The sequence below is a fragment of the Pseudomonas sp. Irchel s3f10 genome (assembly GCF_900187515.1).
GTDB lineage: Bacteria > Pseudomonadota > Gammaproteobacteria > Pseudomonadales > Pseudomonadaceae > Aquipseudomonas > Aquipseudomonas tensinigenes.
In genome coordinates this window covers 244,827-263,505 of the sequence record NZ_FYDZ01000006.1, presented here as the reverse complement: position 1 = coordinate 263,505, position 18,679 = coordinate 244,827, and the positions used below count along the sequence as shown (strand labels likewise).

Here is an 18,679-nt window from a genome sequence, read left to right as displayed (position 1 = left end):
AGCTGCCGCAGGCTGCGATCTTTTGATCTTGATTTTGACAGGCAAAGGCAAAAGATCGCAGCCTGCGGCAGCTCCTACAGGTGTGATGTTCAGGTAGCTGAGGTAAAGGCCGAATCGCAGGCAAAAAAAACCCGGGTTCTGGGGGGTGAATCCGGGTTAAGACCATTAGGAGTAAAACAAAGGCACGCGGTCCCTTGGTACCTTTATCGGCGCGACACTTGGGGGAGATGTCGCCCGACAGTTCAAGTATTGATCAGTCTGGCGTGCAGTCCAGTTAGCCGGTCGGGGTTTTTAAACAAATTTGGAATACGTTTGCTTCAGTTGAGTTCTCATTGCGCCCAAAACGTTCTCAAAACGAACATGAAACAGAGATATGGTCGGATGATCCGTGCAATTTTGCGCAAGTTAGGCATAATACGCGGCTTCGAATTTTGACCCTTCAGACCTTTTCTTATGCACAAAGAACCTCGTAAGGTCCGTGAGTTTCGTCGCCGCGAGCAAGAAATTCTCGATACCGCGCTCAAGCTGTTCCTCGACCAAGGTGAAGACAGTGTCACCGTCGAGATGATTGCTGATGCCGTGGGTATCGGCAAAGGCACGATCTACAAACACTTCAAATCCAAGGCCGAGATCTATCTGCGCCTGATGCTCGATTACGAGCGTGATTTGAACGAGCTGCTGCATTCGGCCGATGTCGACAAGGACAAGGAAGCGCTGTCCCGCGCCTACTTCGAATTCCGCATGCGCGACCCGCAGCGTTATCGCCTGTTCGACCGCCTCGAAGAGAAGGTGGTCAAGGGCAATCAGGTGCCGGAAATGGTCGAGGAGCTGCACAAGATCCGTGCCTCGAACTTCGAACGCCTGACCCTGCTGATCAAGGGCCGCATCAGCGAAGGCAAGCTCGAAGACGTGCCGCCGTACTTCCACTACTGCGCGTCCTGGGCGCTGGTGCACGGCGCTGTTGCGCTGTATCACTCGCCGTTCTGGAGCAATGTGCTGGAAGATCAGGAAGGTTTCTTCCAGTTCCTGATGGACATCGGCGTGCGCATGGGCAACAAGCGCAAGCGCGATCCGGAAACGCCGAGCAGCTGAGCCATTCAGCAGCCTTATTGCGCCATGATTTCGCTACATGTCGCAGTACCGCAGGAATATACTCAGGCATAGGGCTTGCTAAAACTTGATTTGTGAGTCAGGTTTTAGCGGCTCGAAATTCTTTCGCCGGAGTGATCATGATCGTTGACCGTCAAGGCAGGCGTTTTCGCAATTTGCGGATCAGTCTGACTTCAGCCTGCAATTACGCGTGTACCTACTGCGTGCCCAACGGCAAGCGGCTGGTGGCTGCGCAGGATGAACTGTCGGCCGAAGCCATGGCGCGTGGCGTGGCGTATTTGATCGAAGCCGCCGGTATCGAGCGCTTGCGCATTACTGGCGGTGAGCCGCTGGTCAGCCCCAAACTCGAATCGTTCATGACCGCCGTCGGCAAGATGGGCCTGGACGACATCAGCCTGACCACCAACGGTCAACTCCTCGCGAAAAAACTGCCGCTGCTGGTGGAAGCCGGTCTGCGCCGGATCAACGTATCCCTTGATACTCTCGACGCCAGCGCTTTTCGCAGCATCGCCCGTGGCGGCGATCTGGCCACCGTGCTCGATGGCATGGATCAGGCGAAAGCGGCGGGGATGAAGATCAAGGTCAACATGGTGCCGTTGCGTGGGCAGAATCTTGATCAAGTGATGCCGCTGCTCGACTACTGCCTGGAACGCGGATACGAACTGCGCTTCATCGAGCTGATGCGCATGGGCCACTTGGCCAAGGACAACAATGCGTTCCTGCAACAGTTCGTCAGTCTGCAACAGCTGCTGGCGCTGATTGGCGAGCGTTATGAATACGCGCAAACCGATGCGCCCGTAGACGCCACCGCCGTGCGTTACGCAATTCCCGGTCTGGGCAATTTTGGTGTGATCGCCAACGAAAGCGTGCCGTTCTGCCGGACGTGCTCGCGCTTGCGCCTGTCGTCCACTGGTTGGCTGCATGGCTGCCTGTCGTCGAGCAACCGTCACTATGTCGGCGATCTGCTCGACAAGCCGCGCCATCAGGCACTGCCGGCGCTCCAGCGTTTGCTGGTCAAAGCGTTGGGCGACAAGCAGGAGGTGGCGTTCTCCGGTGGCGCGACAGTGATGAAAATTATCGGCGGCTGATCAACCGCTTTCGCGAGCAGGCTCGCTCCCACCTTGGAATGTATTCCCCCTGTGGGAGCGAGCCTGCTCGCGAATACGATTTAACCATCAACAAATTTCTTGAGCTGGCGCAAAAGCTGCATCCAACGGCCATTCGCCGGTTTTCCGTCACCGGCCTCTGGAGGAATAGGATGCGTAGCCTGGTTTTGCTGCTGGCCGTTTTGGCGCTTGGCGGCTGTATGACTGTCAGCGATATGGCCGAAGGCACTCGCTATCAGATGAGCGACGCGGGCCTGCTCGATCACAGCGACAGCCGCCGCGTGAACAACTTCCGCATTCAGCCGGACTCGTTCATCTACATCGCTCAAGGCGCGTTCGCGCCGCCGGGTGGTTCCTACCCGCGCCCGAACGTAGTGGCTGAAGAGGCCTTCAAGGGCTTCGTCGAATACTTCCCGATGGTCCGCCGTGCCCGCGCGCCGGAAGGCCTCGATCAGGCGATGGGCGAAGCTCGCGATGCCGGCGCGCACTATCTGCTGTACACGCGTTTCGCCAAAGCTGACGACCGCATCGGCAACTCCGATGAATGGCTTGATGAAGAAGCGGTTGATCGTCTCGGAATCGACGGCGGCGTGATTCAGATCATGTTGATCGAGACCAGCACCCAGTATTTGATTGATACTGCACGGATCAAGAGTCGTGGCGGTTTACTGACGTTCCACGACAGCAAGCCCGAAGATCTGATCGGCCCGCCGCTGGCACAGTACGCGCGCAGTCTGTTGGGAGTCGGCGACCAATAATTCAAGGAGAACGCCATGAGCGGCCCGCAAAAAGCCAATGACCTGTTGGGACAGATCCCGAAAACCAAAGGCTTGCCGCCGGTGCACTTGTGGAACCCGGACTTCTGCGGCGACATCGACATGCGCATCGCCCGCGACGGCACCTGGTTTTACCTGGGCACGCCGATCGGGCGCAAACCGATGGTCAAGCTGTTCTCGACGATCATGCGCCGCGATGGCGATGATTATTTCCTGATCACCCCGGTCGAGAAGGTCGGGATCAAGGTCGACGATGCGCCGTTCGTGGCGATTGCCGTCGAGGTTGAAGGCGAGGGGGAGGCGCAGCTGTTGCGCTTCACCACCAACGTCGATGAAACCGCCGAGGCCGGGCCGGAGCATCCGATCCGCGTCGAGATTGATCCGACGACGCAAGAGCCCGCGCCCTACGTGCATGTGCGTACCAACCTTGAAGCGCTGATCCACCGCAATGTGTTCTATCAACTGGTGGAACTGGCGGTGAGTCGCGAAATCGACGGGCAGCGTTGGCTCGGTGTATGGAGCGGCGGCGAGTTCTTCCGCATCGGCCTGGAACCCTGAGACACACATCCCCCCTGTAGGAGTGAGCCTGCTCGCGATAGCGGTGGATCAGTCAATCCTTGTGGTGACTGACACTCCGCAATCGCGAGCAGGCTCACTCCTACAGGGGATTGTCGTTGACACGTAATCATATGATGATTAGCTTGAACACCCATCGCGATCCGCTTTGAGGTGTTCATGTCCAGCAGCTTTCACGCATCCACGGTCGACTGGCTGGGCAGCTGGATCGCCGCTGGCCAGGTCAAACCCGGGCAGACCATCAAGGTCGAGGCCGATCTGGGCGAGCAACTCGGCGTCAGCCGCACGGTCATCCGCGAAGCGATCAAAACCCTCGTCGCCAAAGGCATGCTCGAAGTCGGGCCGAAGGTCGGCACCCGCGTGCTGCCGGTACGGCGCTGGAACCTGTTCGATCCGCAAGTGGTCGGTTGGCTGTCGCGCAACGGCTTGCCGGAAAATTTCGTCGATGACCTGCTCGACCTGCGCCGCACCATCGAACCCATGGCCGTGCGCTGGGCCTGCGAGCGGGCGACCCTGGAACAGATCGAAGCGGTGCAACTGGCCTACAACGCCCTTGAGCGCGCGGTCGACAGCGGCATCGATTACAACCGCGCCGATCAGGTCTTCCACGAATGCATCCTCGCGGCCAGCCACAATCAATTCATCGAACAAATGGTTCCGGCGCTCGGCGCGTTGCTGGCGGTATCGTTTGAAGTTTCTGCGGCCGACCCGGATGAACTGCGCCGCACTTTGCCGATCCACAAAGACATGGCCGACGCTATCGCCGCCCGCGATTCCGCACGCGGCGTATGGGCGTGCATGACCCTGATCGACAACGCCGACCTGGCGATCAAACGTTTTTACCCGAAAGTCATGGCCGATAAAAAAGCTGGTTAATACACATTTCCCTGTGGGAGCGAGCCTGCTCGCGAAGGCGGTGTATCAGGTAACTCATTCATCGACTGACACGACGCTTTCGCGAGCAGGCTCGCTCCCACATTAAACAACAACAAGATCCGAGGAGTTGATATGCCGTGGACCGCCCTGACCCAACACCGCGCCCAGCTCGGTGAAGGCCCGTTCTGGGACGCGCCGACCCAGGCGTTGTACTGGGTCGATATCGCCGGCAAACAGGCCCTGCGCCTGATCGGCCAGAACGTGCAGATCTGGCAGATGCCCGAGCACGTTTCCGCGTTCATCCCCTGCGCCAGCGGCGATGCACTGGTGACCCTGAGCAGCGGCGTCTACCGTCTCGATCTTGACTCCCCAGGCCTCGAACCGCGCCTGACACTGTTCTGCGTCGCCGACCCGCAACCGGGCAATCGTCCCAACGAAGCGCGTTGCGATGCTCAGGGTCGTCTATGGCTCGGCACCATGCAAAACAACATCGGCGAACAGGGCGAAGACCTGCCAATCACCCGTCGCTCCGGTGGCCTGTTCCGCGTCGATCCGGATAAACGCGTCACACCCTTACTGCGCAATCTGGGAATTCCCAACACCTTGTTGTGGAGCGACGACGGCACCACGCTGTTGTTCGGCGACAGTCTCGACAGCACGCTCTACCGATATTTCATTCACACCGACGGCAACCTCGATGCTGCACGAGTCTTCTACGGTCCCGATCAGCAGGGTGGCCCGGACGGCTCGGCAATGGACGCCGAAGGCTACGTGTGGAATGCCCGATGGGACGGCAGCTGCCTGCTGCGCCTGACACCTGACGGCCAGGTCGAGCGCAAGATCGATCTACCGGTCAGCCGCCCGACCAGTTGTGTGTTTGGCGGTGAAGACCTGAAAACCCTGTTCATCACCAGCGCCCAGAGTCCGCACAACCATCCACTGGATGGCGCGGTACTGTCGATGCGCGTGGATGTCGCAGGAAAACTCTGTACGCGCTTTGCGGATTAAATCCCAGAATATGGGATGCAAAATTATATATTGAGATTATTTGGCGGTCGGGTTTATAGTCGGCTCCAGCAGTAACACGCACTCACACTTAAAAAGAACAAAACAGGTGAAGTGATGCAGCGAATGTCTATCGCACTCCCGTGTGGAGTCCGCGTCTCGCAACGGCTCGATGCCGTCGGCCGCGCCTGCCTGTTTCGTTCAAACCGCCTTCCAGACCGGACATCGGCAGATGCCCGGTTTTTTTGCGCTTGCGAAACAGGAGTCCTGATCCATGGCTGAACCTCTTTCCCTGCCGCCGGTGCCCGCACCGCCGAAGGGCGAGCGTCTGAAAAACAAGGTCGTGCTGCTGACCGGTGCTGCGCAAGGCATTGGCGAAGCCATCGTCGCTGCCTTCGCCTCGCAGCAAGCGAAACTGGTGATCAGCGATATCCAGGCCGAAAAAGTCGAGCAGGTTGCCGCCCATTGGCGTGAACAGGGCTTTGATGTGCAGGCGCTTAAGGCCGATGTCTCGCGTCAGTCTGATCTGCATGCCATGGCCAAACGCGCGGTTGAACTGCACGGGTGCATCGACGTGCTGGTCAACTGCGCCGGGGTCAACGTGTTCCGCGATCCGCTGGAGATGACTGAAGAAGACTGGCGTCGCTGCTTCGCCATCGATCTGGACGGCGCCTGGTTCGGCTGCAAAGCGGTGCTGCCGCAGATGATCGAGCAGGGCGTTGGCAGCATCATCAACATCGCCTCGACCCATTCCAGTCACATCATTCCCGGCTGCTTTCCGTACCCGGTGGCCAAGCACGGTTTGCTCGGTCTGACCCGCGCGCTCGGCATCGAATACGCGGCGAAAGGCATTCGGGTCAACGCCATCGCGCCGGGCTATATCGAAACGCAACTGAACGTCGATTACTGGAACGGTTTCGCCGACCCGCACGCCGAACGTCAGCGCGCTTTTGATCTGCACCCGCCGAAGCGCATCGGTCAGCCACTCGAAGTGGCGATGACTGCGGTTTTTCTGGCCAGTGATGAAGCGCCATTCATCAATGCTTCATGCATCACCATCGATGGTGGGCGCTCGGTGATGTACCACGACTGAGCGCAGTGGCTTTCACGCGGATAAATCCGTTTGCAATCCAATCATCATACGATATGACTATTGTCAGAAGATTTTGCAGGAACACGCTTTAACGCTTTTCAAACATTGCTCAAAAAAAATAACAAGGAGTCAGCTTATGAAACGTCGTTTCGGGATTCGTACCCTGTGCAGTACCGCCCTGGCGGTCACCGCGTTCAGCCTGAGCAGTGCGCTGCTCGCTGCCGACACCGTGAAAATCGGTTTTCTGGTCAAGCAGGCTGAAGAGCCGTGGTTCCAGACCGAGTGGGCTTTCGCCGAGAAAGCCGCCAAGGACAAGGGCTTCGAACTGATCAAGATCGCCGTGCCGGATGGCGAGAAAACCCTCTCGGCCATCGACAGCCTTGCCGCCAACGGCGCCAAGGGCTTTGTGATCTGCCCGCCGGATGTCTCGCTCGGCCCGGCGATCATGGCCAAAGCCAAACTCAATGACCTGAAAGTGATTGCCGTCGATGACCGTTTCGTCGACGCCAACGGCAAGTTCATGGAAGACGTGCCGTACCTCGGCATGGCCGCGTTCGAAGTCGGCCAGAAGCAGGGCAACGCGATGGTCGCCGAAGCGAAGAAACGCAATTGGGACTGGAAAGACACCTACGCGGTGGTCAACACCTACAACGAACTCGACACCGGCAAGAAACGCACCGACGGCTCGGTGAAATCCCTTGAAGACGCCGGCATGCCGAAGGATCACATCCTCTTCGCCGCGCTGAAAACCCTCGACGTACCGGGCAGCATGGATGCGACCAACTCGGCGCTGGTGAAACTGCCGAGCGGCGCAAAAAACCTGATCATCGGCGGTATGAACGACAACACCGTACTCGGCGGCGTGCGCGCCACTGAAGCGGCCGGTTTCGCCGCGGCCAACGTGATCGGCATCGGCATCAACGGCACCGACGCCATCGGCGAACTGAAAAAGCCTAACAGCGGCTTCTTCGGCTCGATGCTGCCAAGCCCGCACATCGAAGGCTACAAGACTGCCGAGATGATGTACGAGTGGGTCACCACCGGCAAAGAGCCGCCGAAGTACACCGCGATGGACGACGTCACCCTGATCACCCGCGAGAACTTCAAGCAAGAGTTGGAAAAAATCGGCCTGTGGAACTGACGGCAACGCCGGCCCGGGCAACCGGGCCGTTTGATTGAGGTGGCTTAAATGCACGCGCAAGTACAAACACAACAACACAGCGCCAGCGGCAGCCTGCGCTTCAGCGGGATCGGCAAAACCTTTCCCGGTGTGAAAGCGCTGGACGCGATCAGCTTCGTCGCGCATCCAGGGCAGGTTCATGCCTTGATGGGCGAAAACGGCGCTGGCAAATCGACCCTGCTGAAAATCCTTGGTGGTGCTTACATCCCGAGCAGCGGTGAGTTGCAGATCGGCGAGCAGACCATGGCGTTCAAGTCGACGGCTGACAGCATCGGCAGCGGCGTCGCGGTGATTCACCAGGAACTGCATCTGGTGCCGGAAATGACCGTCGCCGAGAACCTGTTTCTCGGCCATCTGCCGGCCAGTTTCGGTTTGATCAATCGCGGTGTGTTACGCCAGCAAGCGTTGAATTGCCTCAAAGGCCTGGCCGATGAAATCGATCCGCAAACCAAGGTCGGGCGCTTGTCGCTCGGTCAGCGGCAACTGGTGGAAATCGCCAAAGCCCTGTCGCGTGGTGCTCACGTCATCGCTTTTGACGAACCGACCAGCAGCCTCTCGGCCCGCGAGATCGACCGCTTGATGGCGATCATCGGCCGTCTGCGTGACGAGGGCAAAGTCGTCCTCTACGTCTCGCATCGCATGGAAGAAGTGTTCCGCATCTGCGACGCGGTGACGGTGTTCAAGGACGGTCGCTACGTGCGCACTTTCGAGGACATGAGCCAGTTGACCCATGATCAACTGGTGACCTGCATGGTCGGTCGCGACATTCAGGACATCTACGATTATCGCCATCGTCCACGCGGCGCAGTGGCCCTGAAGGTCTCCGGCCTGCTCGGCCCGGGCCTGCGCGAGCCGATCAGTTTCGAGGCACACAAAGGTGAAATCCTTGGTTTGTTCGGACTGGTCGGGGCAGGGCGCACCGAGCTGTTTCGTTTGCTCAGTGGGCTGGAACGCAACACCGCCGGACGCCTCGAATTACGCGGTCATGAACTGAAACTGCGCTCACCGCGCGACGCGATTGCCGCGGGGATTCTGCTCTGTCCGGAAGATCGCAAGAAGGAAGGCATCATCCCGCTGGCCAGCGTCGCCGAGAACATCAATATCAGTGCACGTGGCGCCCATTCAGGGCTCGGCTGCCTGATTCGCGGTTTGTGGGAAAAGGGTAACGCCGACAAACAGATCAAAGCCCTGAAAGTGAAAACCCCGCACGCCGGCCAGCAGATCAAATTCCTTTCCGGTGGCAATCAGCAGAAGGCCATTCTCGGTCGTTGGTTGTCGATGCCGATGAAGGTCCTGCTGCTCGACGAACCCACTCGCGGCATCGACATCGGCGCCAAAGCCGAGATCTACCAGATCATCCATAACCTCGCCGCCGACGGCATTTCGGTGATCGTGGTGTCCAGCGATCTGATGGAAGTGATGGGCATTTCCGACCGCATTCTGGTGCTTTGCGAAGGCGCCTTGCGCGGCGAAATCAGCCGTGACCAGGCCAATGAATCCAACCTGCTGCAACTGGCTTTGCCGCGCCACCGCGCTGACGGCGTGGCGAACTGAGAGGTGACTATGATGACAACCCAAAACGAAACCCTGCCCAAAGAGCGCAAACCTCTGGACATGCGCCGCTTCCTTGATGACTGGGTCATGTTGCTGGCGGCTGTGGGCATTTTTGTCGCCTGCACCTTGCTGATCGACAACTTCCTTTCGCCGCTGAACATGCGTGGCCTGGGCCTGGCGATTTCTACTACCGGGATTGCCGCGTGCACGATGTTGTACTGCCTGGCGTCGGGGCATTTCGACTTGTCGGTGGGCTCGGTGATTGCCTGCGCCGGCGTGGTCGCGGCGGTGGTGATGCGTGACACCAACAGCGTATTTCTCGGTGTCAGTGCGGCGTTGGTCATGGGCCTGATTGTCGGGTTGATCAACGGGATTGTGATTGCCAAGTTGCGCGTCAATGCGTTGATCACGACGTTGGCGACCATGCAGATCGTCCGCGGTCTGGCGTACATTTTTGCCAACGGCAAAGCGGTGGGCGTGTCGCAGGAATCGTTCTTTGTCTTCGGCAATGGCCAGTTGTTCGGCGTGCCGGTGCCGATTCTGATCACCATCGTCTGCTTTCTGTTTTTTGGCTGGCTGCTGAATTACACCACCTACGGGCGCAACACCATGGCCATCGGTGGCAACCAGGAAGCGGCGCTGCTGGCGGGTGTGAACGTTGACCGGACCAAGATCATTATCTTTGCCGTGCACGGTGTGATTGGCGCGTTGGCCGGGGTGATTCTGGCGTCGCGGATGACGTCGGGGCAGCCGATGATTGGCCAGGGTTTTGAGCTGACGGTGATCTCGGCTTGCGTGCTGGGCGGGGTGTCGTTGAGCGGCGGGATTGGCATGATCCGGCATGTGATTGCCGGGGTGTTGATTCTGGCGATCATTGAGAATGCGATGAACCTGAAGAATATCGATACGTTTTATCAGTATGTGATTCGTGGGTCGATCCTGCTGTTGGCCGTCGTGATTGACCGTCTGAAGCAACGCTAAGATCGAGAGCCCCTCACCCCAGCCCTCTCCCGGAGGGAGAGGGGGCCGACCGAGGTGTCTGGCGTGATACATCGACCTGAAAGATTGTGTCGATTATGGATTGAGCAAGGCGCTTTCAGGTCGGCGAACCTCCTGAGCATCCCCCATTCAGTTCCCTCTCCCTTCGGGAGAGGGCTAGGGTGAGGGGAAGGGTCGACCGAGGTGATCCGTCGACTGAAAGACCTCGTCGATTATGGATTCGGAAAAGGACTTTCAGGTCGATGTATCTCCCAAATATCCCCCATTCAGTCCCCTCTCCCTCTGGGAGAGGGCTAGGGTGAGGGGCTTTTGATTCTCCCGCCTTTCGTCACTCTCGCTAAATATCCCTTGCCCGCCCACGCTAGTTTCGGGTATCAATTTGTACATGATTAGACAGGTGCGATTTGACAAGAAACAACGGGTGGTCGACGAACTCGTCCGACGCATCGAAAGCGGCCTCATGGAGGACGGCTTTCTGTTGCCCGGCGAGCATCAGTTGGCTCAAGAATTCCAAGTCAGCCGAGGCACGCTGCGCGAAGCGCTGGCCGAACTGAAACGGCGAAATTACATCGCCACGCAAAGCGGCGTCGGTTCCATCGTCACTTTCGACGGTGTCGCCCTCGACCAGCGCAGCGGCTGGGCGCAGGCCTTGGCCGACAGCGGGGCGATGATCAATACCGAAGTGTTGCGTCTGGAAGCCGTGACCCGGCCAGACCTGCTGTCGCGATTCGGCACTGACCAATTCATCACCCTCGACCGTCGTCGCCGTTCCAGCGAAGGCACGCTGGTCTCCCTCGAACGCTCATTGATGCCGGCCACCGGCGGCCTGGAAAGCCTGCCGCGCGTTGGTCTGATCGATAATTCCCTGACCATCACTCTGGCCGCCTACGGCTACATCGGCGAACGCGGCGATCAATGGATCGGCGCCGAACCGTTGAATGCCGAAGACGCCGAACTGCTCGGCCGCCCTGAGGGCACGGTGTTCCTCAAAGCCCTGCGCACCACTTACGACCGCCAGAACCGTTTCATGGAGCTGGTCGAAAGCCTGCTCGACCCGGTGCATTTCCGTCTGCACCTGCAATTTGGAGAATCGAAATGACCGCGCTCAACCGTGCTCTCGGCGCTTTCTATGGCCTGGCCCTCGGTGATGCGTTGGGCATGCCGACGCAATCGCTGAACCGCGAAACGATCAAGACCCGTTTCGGCCAGATCACCGATCTGCAGGACGCCGGACCCTTGCAGCCGATCGCCGCAAACATGCCCAAAGGCTCGATCACCGATGACACCGAGCAGGCGATTCTGGTCGGCGAGTTGCTGGTCGAAGGCAAGGGCCGCATCGAGCCGGCGATCCTCGCGCAACGTTTGATCGAGTGGGAAGCCGAGATGCAGGCCAAGGGCTCGCAGGACTTGCTCGGCCCATCGACCAAGCGCGCGATTGAAATGATCCTTGCCGGTCATTCGCCGGAAGAGGCCGGGCGCTACGGCACTACCAACGGCGCGGCGATGCGCATTACGCCGGTGGGGATTGCGGCGGATGTTTCTGATCCGGAGCGCTTTATTGCGGCGGTGGTGCAGGCCTGCCAGGTCACGCACAACACCACGTTGGGGATTTCCAGCGCGGCGGCGGTGGCGGCGGTGGTATCCGCTGGCATCAATGGCATGGACTTGGGCGAGGCGTTGAACCTTGGCCAGCACATCGCTCAACAAGCAGAAGCGCACGGGCACTGGGTGGCCGGTGGACGTATTGCTTCGCGTATCAGTTGGGCGCGCACCATCAGTGTCGATAGCGACAAGGCATTGCTGGCGGATCTGCTCTATGACGTGATTGGCACTTCGGTGGCGTCGCAGGAGTCGGTGGTGGTCTCGTTCGCACTGGCGCAGCAAGTGGCGGTCGGTGAGATGAGCGCGTTTGATGCGCTGTGCATGGCCGCCGGTCTTGGCGGTGACACTGACACCATCGCGGCGATTCTTGGCGCCATGCTCGGGGCCTGCCTGGGCCTTGAGAGTTGGCCTGCCGAGATGATCGAGACGGTTAAGGCCGTTAATCATCTGGAGCTTGAGCCGTTGGTGCAGGGGCTGTTGGCGTTGCGTTGATTGGGCTGACGTCTTCGCGAGCAGGCTCGCTCCCACATTGGATTTGTGGCGTTCACATAACCCCTGTGGGAGCGACGGTGCGACGATTCGACCTGCTCGCGAAGGCCGCACCGCAAATTTCGAATTTTCAACCCGCAATGGATCGCGCAGACAGGCCGAGGATGGCCGCGATGTCTTGTCGTTTTGCATCATTGCCACAACCACAAAAAAGGCAAACAGGAGCACCTTCATGAGTTCATCAAACGCCGGGCAAAGCGCCGGGCAACTTGAAACCCGCGGTATCGAACCGGTGCCGGAAGCCGAGTGCAACGGTCATCCGCTACAACTGTTCTGGGTCTGGTTCGCCGCCAACATCTCCATTCTCGGCCTGCCGCTGGGCGCCACGCTGGTGGCGTTTCGAGGGCTGGCGATCTGGCAGGCGATCATCGTCGCGATCATCGGCGCTGCCGGTTCGTTTGCGGTGGTCGGGATCATCTCGATTGCCGGTCGACGTGGTCGTGCGCCGAGCCTGACCTTGTCACGAGCGATCTTCGGCGTGCGCGGCAATATCGGCCCGACGCTGGTCTCGCTGATGTCGCGTCTCGGTTGGGAAACGGTGAACACCACCACCGCTGCATTCGTGCTGCTGTCGCTGTGCTCGATCCTGTTCGGCTCGCCGGTGGAAGCGAAAAGTGCGCCGGTGCTGACGCTGATCTTCATCGCGATTTTCGTTCTGCTGACCTTGTCTGTATCCGGCCTCGGCCACGCGACGTTGTTGGTGATCCAGAAGTGGGCGACCTACGTCTTTGGTGCGCTGAACATTCTGGTCGGTGGTTTCCTCTGCGCGACCATCGACTGGAGCGCGGTGTTCAACGCCACGCCAGCGCCGATGAGCGCAATGATCATCGGCATCGGCACCATGGCTGCGGGCACCGGCATCGGTTGGGCCAACGCTGGCGCCGACATGTCGCGCTATCAGCATCGCAGCGTCAAGGCTGTGCGTCTGGTCGCGTCTGCCGCGTTTGGTGCGGGTATTCCGCTGGTACTGCTGATCACCCTTGGCGGTCTGCTGTCGGTGGGCAACAACGACCTGGCCTCGGCGACGGACCCGATCGTGGCAATTCGCGACATGCTGCCAACCTGGATGGCCGTGCCGTACCTGATAACCGCTTTCGGTGGCCTGTTGCTGTCGAACAACCTGTCGGTGTATTCCGCCGGTTTGACCACGCTGACCCTCGGCTTGAAGGTCAAACGCGTCTACGCGGTAGTGGTTGATATCGTCGCGATCTTCGCCGGTTCGATTTACTTCATGCTGATCGCCGACAGCTTCTACGGCCCATTTATCACTTTCATTTCCCTGCTGGCGGTGCCGATCACCGCGTGGGTCGGGATCTTCGTCGTTGATCTGATTCACCGTCACTACTACAGCCCGACAGATCTGCTCGACGTCAGCCCGAGCAGCGCCTATTGGTATCGTGGCGGTATCGAATGGCGCGCATTTGGCGCGTGGGCGATTGCCATTGTCCTCGGCTTCAGTTTCACCACCATCGGCACCACTGCCGAGAACGTCTGGTTCAAGGGCTTCCTGTCCGACTCGTGGCTGGGCCACAACGGTCTCGGCTGGATCGTGACCTTCGTCGTCGCTGGTGGGATTTACTTTGTATTGGGCGGGGCGAAAGATCGCCGTGCCGCGCAAACCGAGAATGCACATGCCTAAGATGTTGCACACCGGCCAGGTCATCATCGACCTGGTCATGGCCGTGGATAAACTGCCGCAGATTGGTGGTGACGTGCTGGCGCAGTCGGCCGGTTTCGAAGCCGGTGGCGGGTTCAATGTGATGGCGGCGGCGGTGCGTAACGGCCTGCCGGTGGTTTATCTCGGTCGCCATGGCACTGGGCGTTTCGGTGATCTCGCGCGCCAGGCGATGAACGCCGAGGGGATTCACATCGGCATCACCGAACCCGTGCAGAAGGACACCGGTTTATGTGTGGCGCTGACCGATGCGTCGGCGGAGCGCAGTTTCATTTCCTATATCGGCGCTGAAGGTGAAGTGACCGAAGAGGATCTGAACAGCGTCGCGGCCGAGTCGGGCGATTACGTTTATCTCAGCGGCTACAGCTTGCTGCACGAAGGCAAGGCCCAGGCGTTGCTCGACTGGACGCTGGCACTGCCGGACTCGATCAACGTCGTGTTCGATCCGGGCCCGTTGGTGGAATCGCCGGACTCGCCGATGATGCAGGCGTTGCTGCCGCGCATCGATGTGTGGACCAGCAACAGTGTTGAAGCGCTGCGGTTTACCGGCGTCGATGATATTGGCGCGGCGCTGGATAGCCTCGCTGAGCACCTGCCCAACGATGTGTTGATGGTGGTAAGGGACGGGCCGCAGGGCTGCTGGATTCATCAGCGCGATGAGCGTCGGCATGTGCCCGGGTTTGCGGTGAAAGCGGTAGACAGCAATGGTGCCGGTGACGCCCATGCCGGGGTGTTTGTTGCCGGGTTGGCGCAGGGCTTGTCTGCCTATGAAGCGGCGCGGCGGGCGAATGCGGCAGCGGCTATTGCGGTGACGCGCTGGGGACCGGCGACCTCGCCGGGGGCGGCAGAGGTGGATGCGTTTTTCCTTGATTCCGGCGGTGCCTGATCTACCGCTTTCGCGAGCAGGCTCGCTCCCACAGGGGATGTGTGAACGACATCAATTCAGTGTGGGAGCGAGCTTGCTCGCGAAAGGGCAATTAGCTTCATCACAAAATTCAATGTTGGATACCGCTCGCCGCATCAGCAGCGAGCGGCCGCATGACTACTGCAGATCCAGTTTGCGCGCTGCTTCAACGCCAGCAGCACTGAGCTTGATCGGCAGGTTCAACGAATGTTCGCCAGCCTCGTTGCAGGTCACATGACCATGGTGAATCAGTCCGCGATCCTGCAAGGCGGCGAGGGCGCTGGCCACGACTTTCTCGCCCCGGTAATTGTCCAGCACCTCCTTGCCCAGTCCACTTGGATGAGCATGCAACAGGCGGGTGAGGACTTCTTTTTCCAGGTTTTTATCGACGTTCATGGTTACCTCTTCATTGGATTGAATAGGACGCTCGCGTCGGCGAACTACTGACCGGAGCCTTCGGAACCGGAGCCACCAGTGGTGGTTTTCGAGCCGACGCCGGGGCCAGCGTTGTCTGGCGTGGAGGGGGCGTCGGGGGTGTTCATGCCGCCCTGACGGCCCGGATCACTGCCCTGAGTGCGCGGATCGGTACCCGTCGCAGGAGGCTGATTGATCAAAGGCACGCCGGAGCCATCGGTGTTCATACCGGGGGCACTGTTGATGGCGGGGGCTCGTGGCGGGGTCGGGTCGGTAGGGCCAGTGCCCGCAGCCGTGGCGGATGCGGCGAAAACCGCAGGGCAGAGCAGGGCGCTGAATACAAAAGCGGTCAACCTTGACGGGATCATAGGGCGTCTCCAGTGATTGGAATCCTTACCTGTCGTTGGTCTGCCCTGTGATCGGATTGGTGCCTGATCAGCGACGAACGGTCTAGGTCGCCTGCGCGGCTTTCAGACTGATCTGCCGCCAGAGCAAGCGGCCCAGGGTAATCAACCAGTTGGCCAACGCGACGAGCAAAACCGTCAAAAGCAGCGTGCTCATGCCGTGCTCAACGATGATTTTCCCGGCCAGCAACGGGAAACCAAACACACCGATAAAGTACGCAAGACTGAACAGCAACAAGGCCTGTGACGTGGTGCCGGCCGGCGCTTCGTTGGCCGCCAAACCGTTGATCACCGAATAGGTCAGGCCATACCCGACGCCGAGCATCAACGCCGCCAGCAGATAGGTGAATCCACTGTGCACGCCGAACGCGAACAGCACAATCGAAGCCAGCATCAGTCCGGACAACAGACACGACGCGCGCAGCGGATCACGTTTGACCACATAACCTGCGATCAACATCCGGCTGCTGATGGCCGCCCCCATGAAACCCAGAAAGAACAGTGAGTAATCCAGCGAGCGGGCGTTGGCATAGCTGGTCTGGAAACTCGACAGACCACCGAACACGCAACCGCCGAGACCGACCATGATGATCGGGAACAGTGCGCGCGAGCCGAGCACTTGGGTGGTCGCTCGCCAAGTGATTCTCGCGGCCGAGGTTACTTGCGTGCTTTTCAATCGAGCCCCGATTTGCCAGAACAACAGCACGCCAACCAGGCTCGCCAGTGCCGCCAGATAAAACGCCGAGGTCACCGGCAAACCCACTGCACTCGCTGCACGACCTAGCAACGGTCCGCTGCCGATGCCGGTCATCATGCTGCCCGACAACAGCGCGAAGTACTTGGCCCGCTGCGCCGGCGTCACCAGACTGGCGACGATGATCGGCCCCAACGTATAGAAAACGCCCCAACCCAAGCCCAGCAGCAAACCGAAAAACAACAACAGGTGACCAAACCCCGGCGTCAGCGCAAAGCCCAGACTTGCCGCCACCAGCAACAGACCAAACAGGGCAATCGAGCGCGCCGCGCCGAGCCAGTCCGACAGATGCCCGGACACCAGCACCGCGACAAACGTACTGAGCATCGCCGCCGAAATCACACTGCCGGCATCGTGCTAATTGCCGCCGCGAGAGCCGATCAACAGCGAAAGCAAAAACGTCGAGCCGTAGGACAGCGACAGCAGATAACTGGCGAGACAGAACAGGCCGAACAGCTTGCCTGAAACCTTGGGTGTTGCTGGCGACATGACGCGGTTCCTTGAACGGAAAAATTCAGCGTCGTCTGTTTAACACGGCAGGCATGCGGCTTAGGTCTGAGGTTGGCGAAGTCAGGATCACTGCACGCCGGAGTAATGCTCAAGCGATACCGATCTCTTCCTTGAACTGCTCCATGAAACCTTTCAGGCGTTGATGACGGACCTGCGCCAGACGCTGGCCGGTGGCGGTCTGGAAACCGTCGGCGAGGTGCAGCAGCTTGGTCTGGAAGTGATCGAGGCAAAAACGTTTGTCGTCATAGTCGCGCTGTTTCGCTTCGGGATCCTCCGGGTCGTACAACGCCGAGCCCATACGCCCGGCGATGTAGAAGGTACGGGCGACGCCGAGCATGCCCAGCGAGTCGAGACGGTCGGCGTCCTGGACGATTTTCGCTTCGAGGGTGCGCGGAGTGATGTTGGCGGAGAAGCTGTGGGCTTCGATGGCGTGGGCGACGGCGGCGATTTTTTCTTCGGGCCAGTTCAGATCGGCCAGCACTGACGAAGCTTTATCTGCCGCCAGCCGCGAAGCCTGCGAACGCAGCGGTGAATTCTTCTCGACGGCCACGCAATCGTGCAAGAGCACGGCGGCCAGCAGCACCTCAAGATCTCCACCTTCTTCTTCATGCAACGTACGCACGTTGTGCCAGACGCGCTGCAAGTGGGCGAGGTCGTGGGCGCCGTCGTCGGACGGCTCCAATGCGTGCGGCAGCAACTCTGCTGCCAGTGCCGCCACGGGTGTAAAAAACTCACGGTTCATAAGCATCCTTTCAGATTGTCGAAGTCCCCTGTGTGGGAGCGAGCCTGCTCGCGAATGCTGTCTGTCAATCAACAATGCAGGTGACTGAAAGGACGCCTTCGCGAGCAGGCTCGCTCCCACAGGGAACTGCAATGTTTGTAACAGTGCGCAGGGTAGTGTGTGTTTTGCCATGTGACGAGCGCCGCTCACCGCCTTAGTATGGCGTTTTCCTTTTTCCGACAAGGCCCGTCCATGACGATCGACATCCGCCCGGCGACCCCCAGCGATGCCCCGCAAATCCTCGCCTTCATTACTGAACTCGCCGATTTCGAAAAGGCCCGCCACGAAGTCATCGCCAGCGTTGCCGACATCGAACGCAGCCTGTTCGGCGAAGGCGCCACCGCTCACGGTCTGATTTGCCTGCGCGATGGTCTGCCGATCGGTTTCGCGGTGTTCTTCTTCAGCTACTCGACCTGGCTCGGCAGCAACTGCCTGTACCTCGAAGACCTCTATATCACCCCGGAGCAACGCGGCGGCGGTGCCGGCAAAACCTTGTTGCGCCACCTGGCGAAAATCGCCTGCGACAACGACTGCGGCCGCTTCGAATGGAGTGTGCTGGACTGGAACACGCCGGCGATCGAATTCTATAAATCCCTCGGCGCGCAACCTCAGGAAGAGTGGGTGCGCTACCGCATGGATGGCCAGGTCCTGCGTGAGTTTGCCGAGGGCTGATCACAATGATGGCAAACCGGCAGTAATTCGATTGTAGCCAGCGCTCTAGTCCGGCATTCTACGCGCCATTTTTGCGCGCTCACGGACGACATCTGCAATGCCTCTGGCACAACTTCTCAACGCCCGTGGAGCCTTCGCT

Annotated in this window: 18 protein-coding genes and 1 pseudogene; 15 read left to right on the top strand and 4 right to left on the bottom strand. The window is 59.6% G+C overall.

Annotated features, from left to right (window positions below):
- The first annotated feature begins 453 nt into the window (after positions 1-453).
- The 14 genes from CKW17_RS15955 (at position 454) to CKW17_RS15890 (ending at position 14,987) form a co-directional block, all read left to right on the top strand.
- Positions 454-1,092 carry a TetR/AcrR family transcriptional regulator gene (locus CKW17_RS15955; RefSeq protein ID WP_007908276.1) on the top strand — a complete coding sequence of 213 codons (639 nt, stop codon included), beginning with the start codon at positions 454-456 and terminating at the stop codon, positions 1,090-1,092.
- Between the two features lie 137 nt (positions 1,093-1,229).
- Complete coding sequence (locus tag CKW17_RS15950; protein WP_095120573.1) at positions 1,230-2,198, top strand: GTP 3',8-cyclase MoaA; 969 nt, start codon at positions 1,230-1,232, stop codon at positions 2,196-2,198.
- A gap of 170 nt (positions 2,199-2,368) precedes the next feature.
- Positions 2,369-2,974, top strand: coding sequence for a DUF4823 domain-containing protein (locus CKW17_RS15945; protein WP_007908280.1), 606 nt, complete (start codon positions 2,369-2,371; stop codon positions 2,972-2,974).
- 15 nt (positions 2,975-2,989) lie between these two features.
- Positions 2,990-3,550 (top strand): DUF1285 domain-containing protein, encoded by a 561-nt coding sequence (locus CKW17_RS15940; RefSeq protein WP_095120572.1) that lies wholly within the window; start codon positions 2,990-2,992, stop codon positions 3,548-3,550.
- A gap of 177 nt (positions 3,551-3,727) precedes the next feature.
- Complete coding sequence (locus CKW17_RS15935) at positions 3,728-4,444, top strand: FadR/GntR family transcriptional regulator (RefSeq protein ID WP_095120571.1); 717 nt, start codon at positions 3,728-3,730, stop codon at positions 4,442-4,444.
- Between the two features lie 132 nt (positions 4,445-4,576).
- Positions 4,577-5,452: an SMP-30/gluconolactonase/LRE family protein gene (locus CKW17_RS15930; protein WP_095120570.1), complete on the top strand. Its 876-nt coding sequence runs from the start codon at positions 4,577-4,579 to the stop codon at positions 5,450-5,452.
- 271 nt (positions 5,453-5,723) lie between these two features.
- Positions 5,724-6,542, top strand: coding sequence for an SDR family oxidoreductase (locus CKW17_RS15925; RefSeq protein ID WP_095120569.1), 819 nt, complete (start codon positions 5,724-5,726; stop codon positions 6,540-6,542).
- Between the two features lie 136 nt (positions 6,543-6,678).
- Positions 6,679-7,683, top strand: coding sequence for a substrate-binding domain-containing protein (locus CKW17_RS15920; protein WP_095120568.1), 1,005 nt, complete (start codon positions 6,679-6,681; stop codon positions 7,681-7,683).
- Positions 7,684-7,731: 48 nt separating this feature from the next.
- Positions 7,732-9,276: an L-arabinose ABC transporter ATP-binding protein AraG gene (gene araG, locus CKW17_RS15915; RefSeq protein ID WP_095120567.1), complete on the top strand. Its 1,545-nt coding sequence runs from the start codon at positions 7,732-7,734 to the stop codon at positions 9,274-9,276.
- Between the two features lie 12 nt (positions 9,277-9,288).
- The gene (araH, locus tag CKW17_RS15910; protein WP_026000669.1) at positions 9,289-10,257 is read left to right on the top strand and encodes an L-arabinose ABC transporter permease AraH; all 969 of its coding nucleotides are present in this window, start codon (positions 9,289-9,291) and stop codon (positions 10,255-10,257) included.
- Between the two features lie 403 nt (positions 10,258-10,660).
- A complete protein-coding gene (locus CKW17_RS15905) occupies positions 10,661-11,374 on the top strand; it encodes a GntR family transcriptional regulator (RefSeq protein ID WP_095120566.1) in 714 nt (237 codons plus the stop codon).
- Positions 11,371-12,369 carry an ADP-ribosylglycohydrolase family protein gene (locus tag CKW17_RS15900; protein WP_095120565.1) on the top strand — a complete coding sequence of 333 codons (999 nt, stop codon included), beginning with the start codon at positions 11,371-11,373 and terminating at the stop codon, positions 12,367-12,369. Before CKW17_RS15905 ends, CKW17_RS15900 begins: the two co-directional genes overlap by 4 nt.
- 229 nt (positions 12,370-12,598) lie before the next feature.
- Complete coding sequence (locus CKW17_RS15895; protein ID WP_038364464.1) at positions 12,599-14,065, top strand: cytosine permease; 1,467 nt, start codon at positions 12,599-12,601, stop codon at positions 14,063-14,065.
- Entirely contained in the window at positions 14,058-14,987 is a 930-nt protein-coding gene (locus CKW17_RS15890; protein WP_095120564.1) for a PfkB family carbohydrate kinase, read from the top strand. Before CKW17_RS15895 ends, CKW17_RS15890 begins: the two co-directional genes overlap by 8 nt.
- A 156-nt stretch (positions 14,988-15,143) precedes the next feature.
- Here the strand turns inward: CKW17_RS15890 and CKW17_RS15885 are convergent, their stop codons facing one another.
- The 4 genes and pseudogenes from CKW17_RS15885 to CKW17_RS15870 all read right to left on the bottom strand — a co-directional run bounded on the left by CKW17_RS15885 (position 15,144) and on the right by CKW17_RS15870 (position 17,829).
- On the bottom strand, positions 15,144-15,401 hold the full coding sequence (locus CKW17_RS15885; RefSeq protein ID WP_016986009.1) for a hypothetical protein: 258 nt from the start codon (positions 15,399-15,401) through the stop codon (positions 15,144-15,146).
- A 44-nt stretch (positions 15,402-15,445) separates the two neighbouring features.
- Positions 15,446-15,787, bottom strand: coding sequence for a hypothetical protein (locus CKW17_RS15880; protein WP_095120563.1), 342 nt, complete (start codon positions 15,785-15,787; stop codon positions 15,446-15,448).
- Positions 15,788-15,869: 82 nt separating this feature from the next.
- Positions 15,870-17,066, bottom strand: a pseudogene (locus tag CKW17_RS15875) (MFS transporter).
- A gap of 109 nt (positions 17,067-17,175) precedes the next feature.
- A complete protein-coding gene (locus CKW17_RS15870; RefSeq protein ID WP_095120562.1) occupies positions 17,176-17,829 on the bottom strand; it encodes an HD domain-containing protein in 654 nt (217 codons plus the stop codon).
- 231 nt (positions 17,830-18,060) lie between these two features.
- Between CKW17_RS15870 and CKW17_RS15865 the strand changes: the two genes are divergently transcribed.
- A complete protein-coding gene (locus CKW17_RS15865) occupies positions 18,061-18,540 on the top strand; it encodes a GNAT family N-acetyltransferase (RefSeq protein WP_038364457.1) in 480 nt (159 codons plus the stop codon).
- Positions 18,541-18,679: the final 139 nt, after the last annotated feature.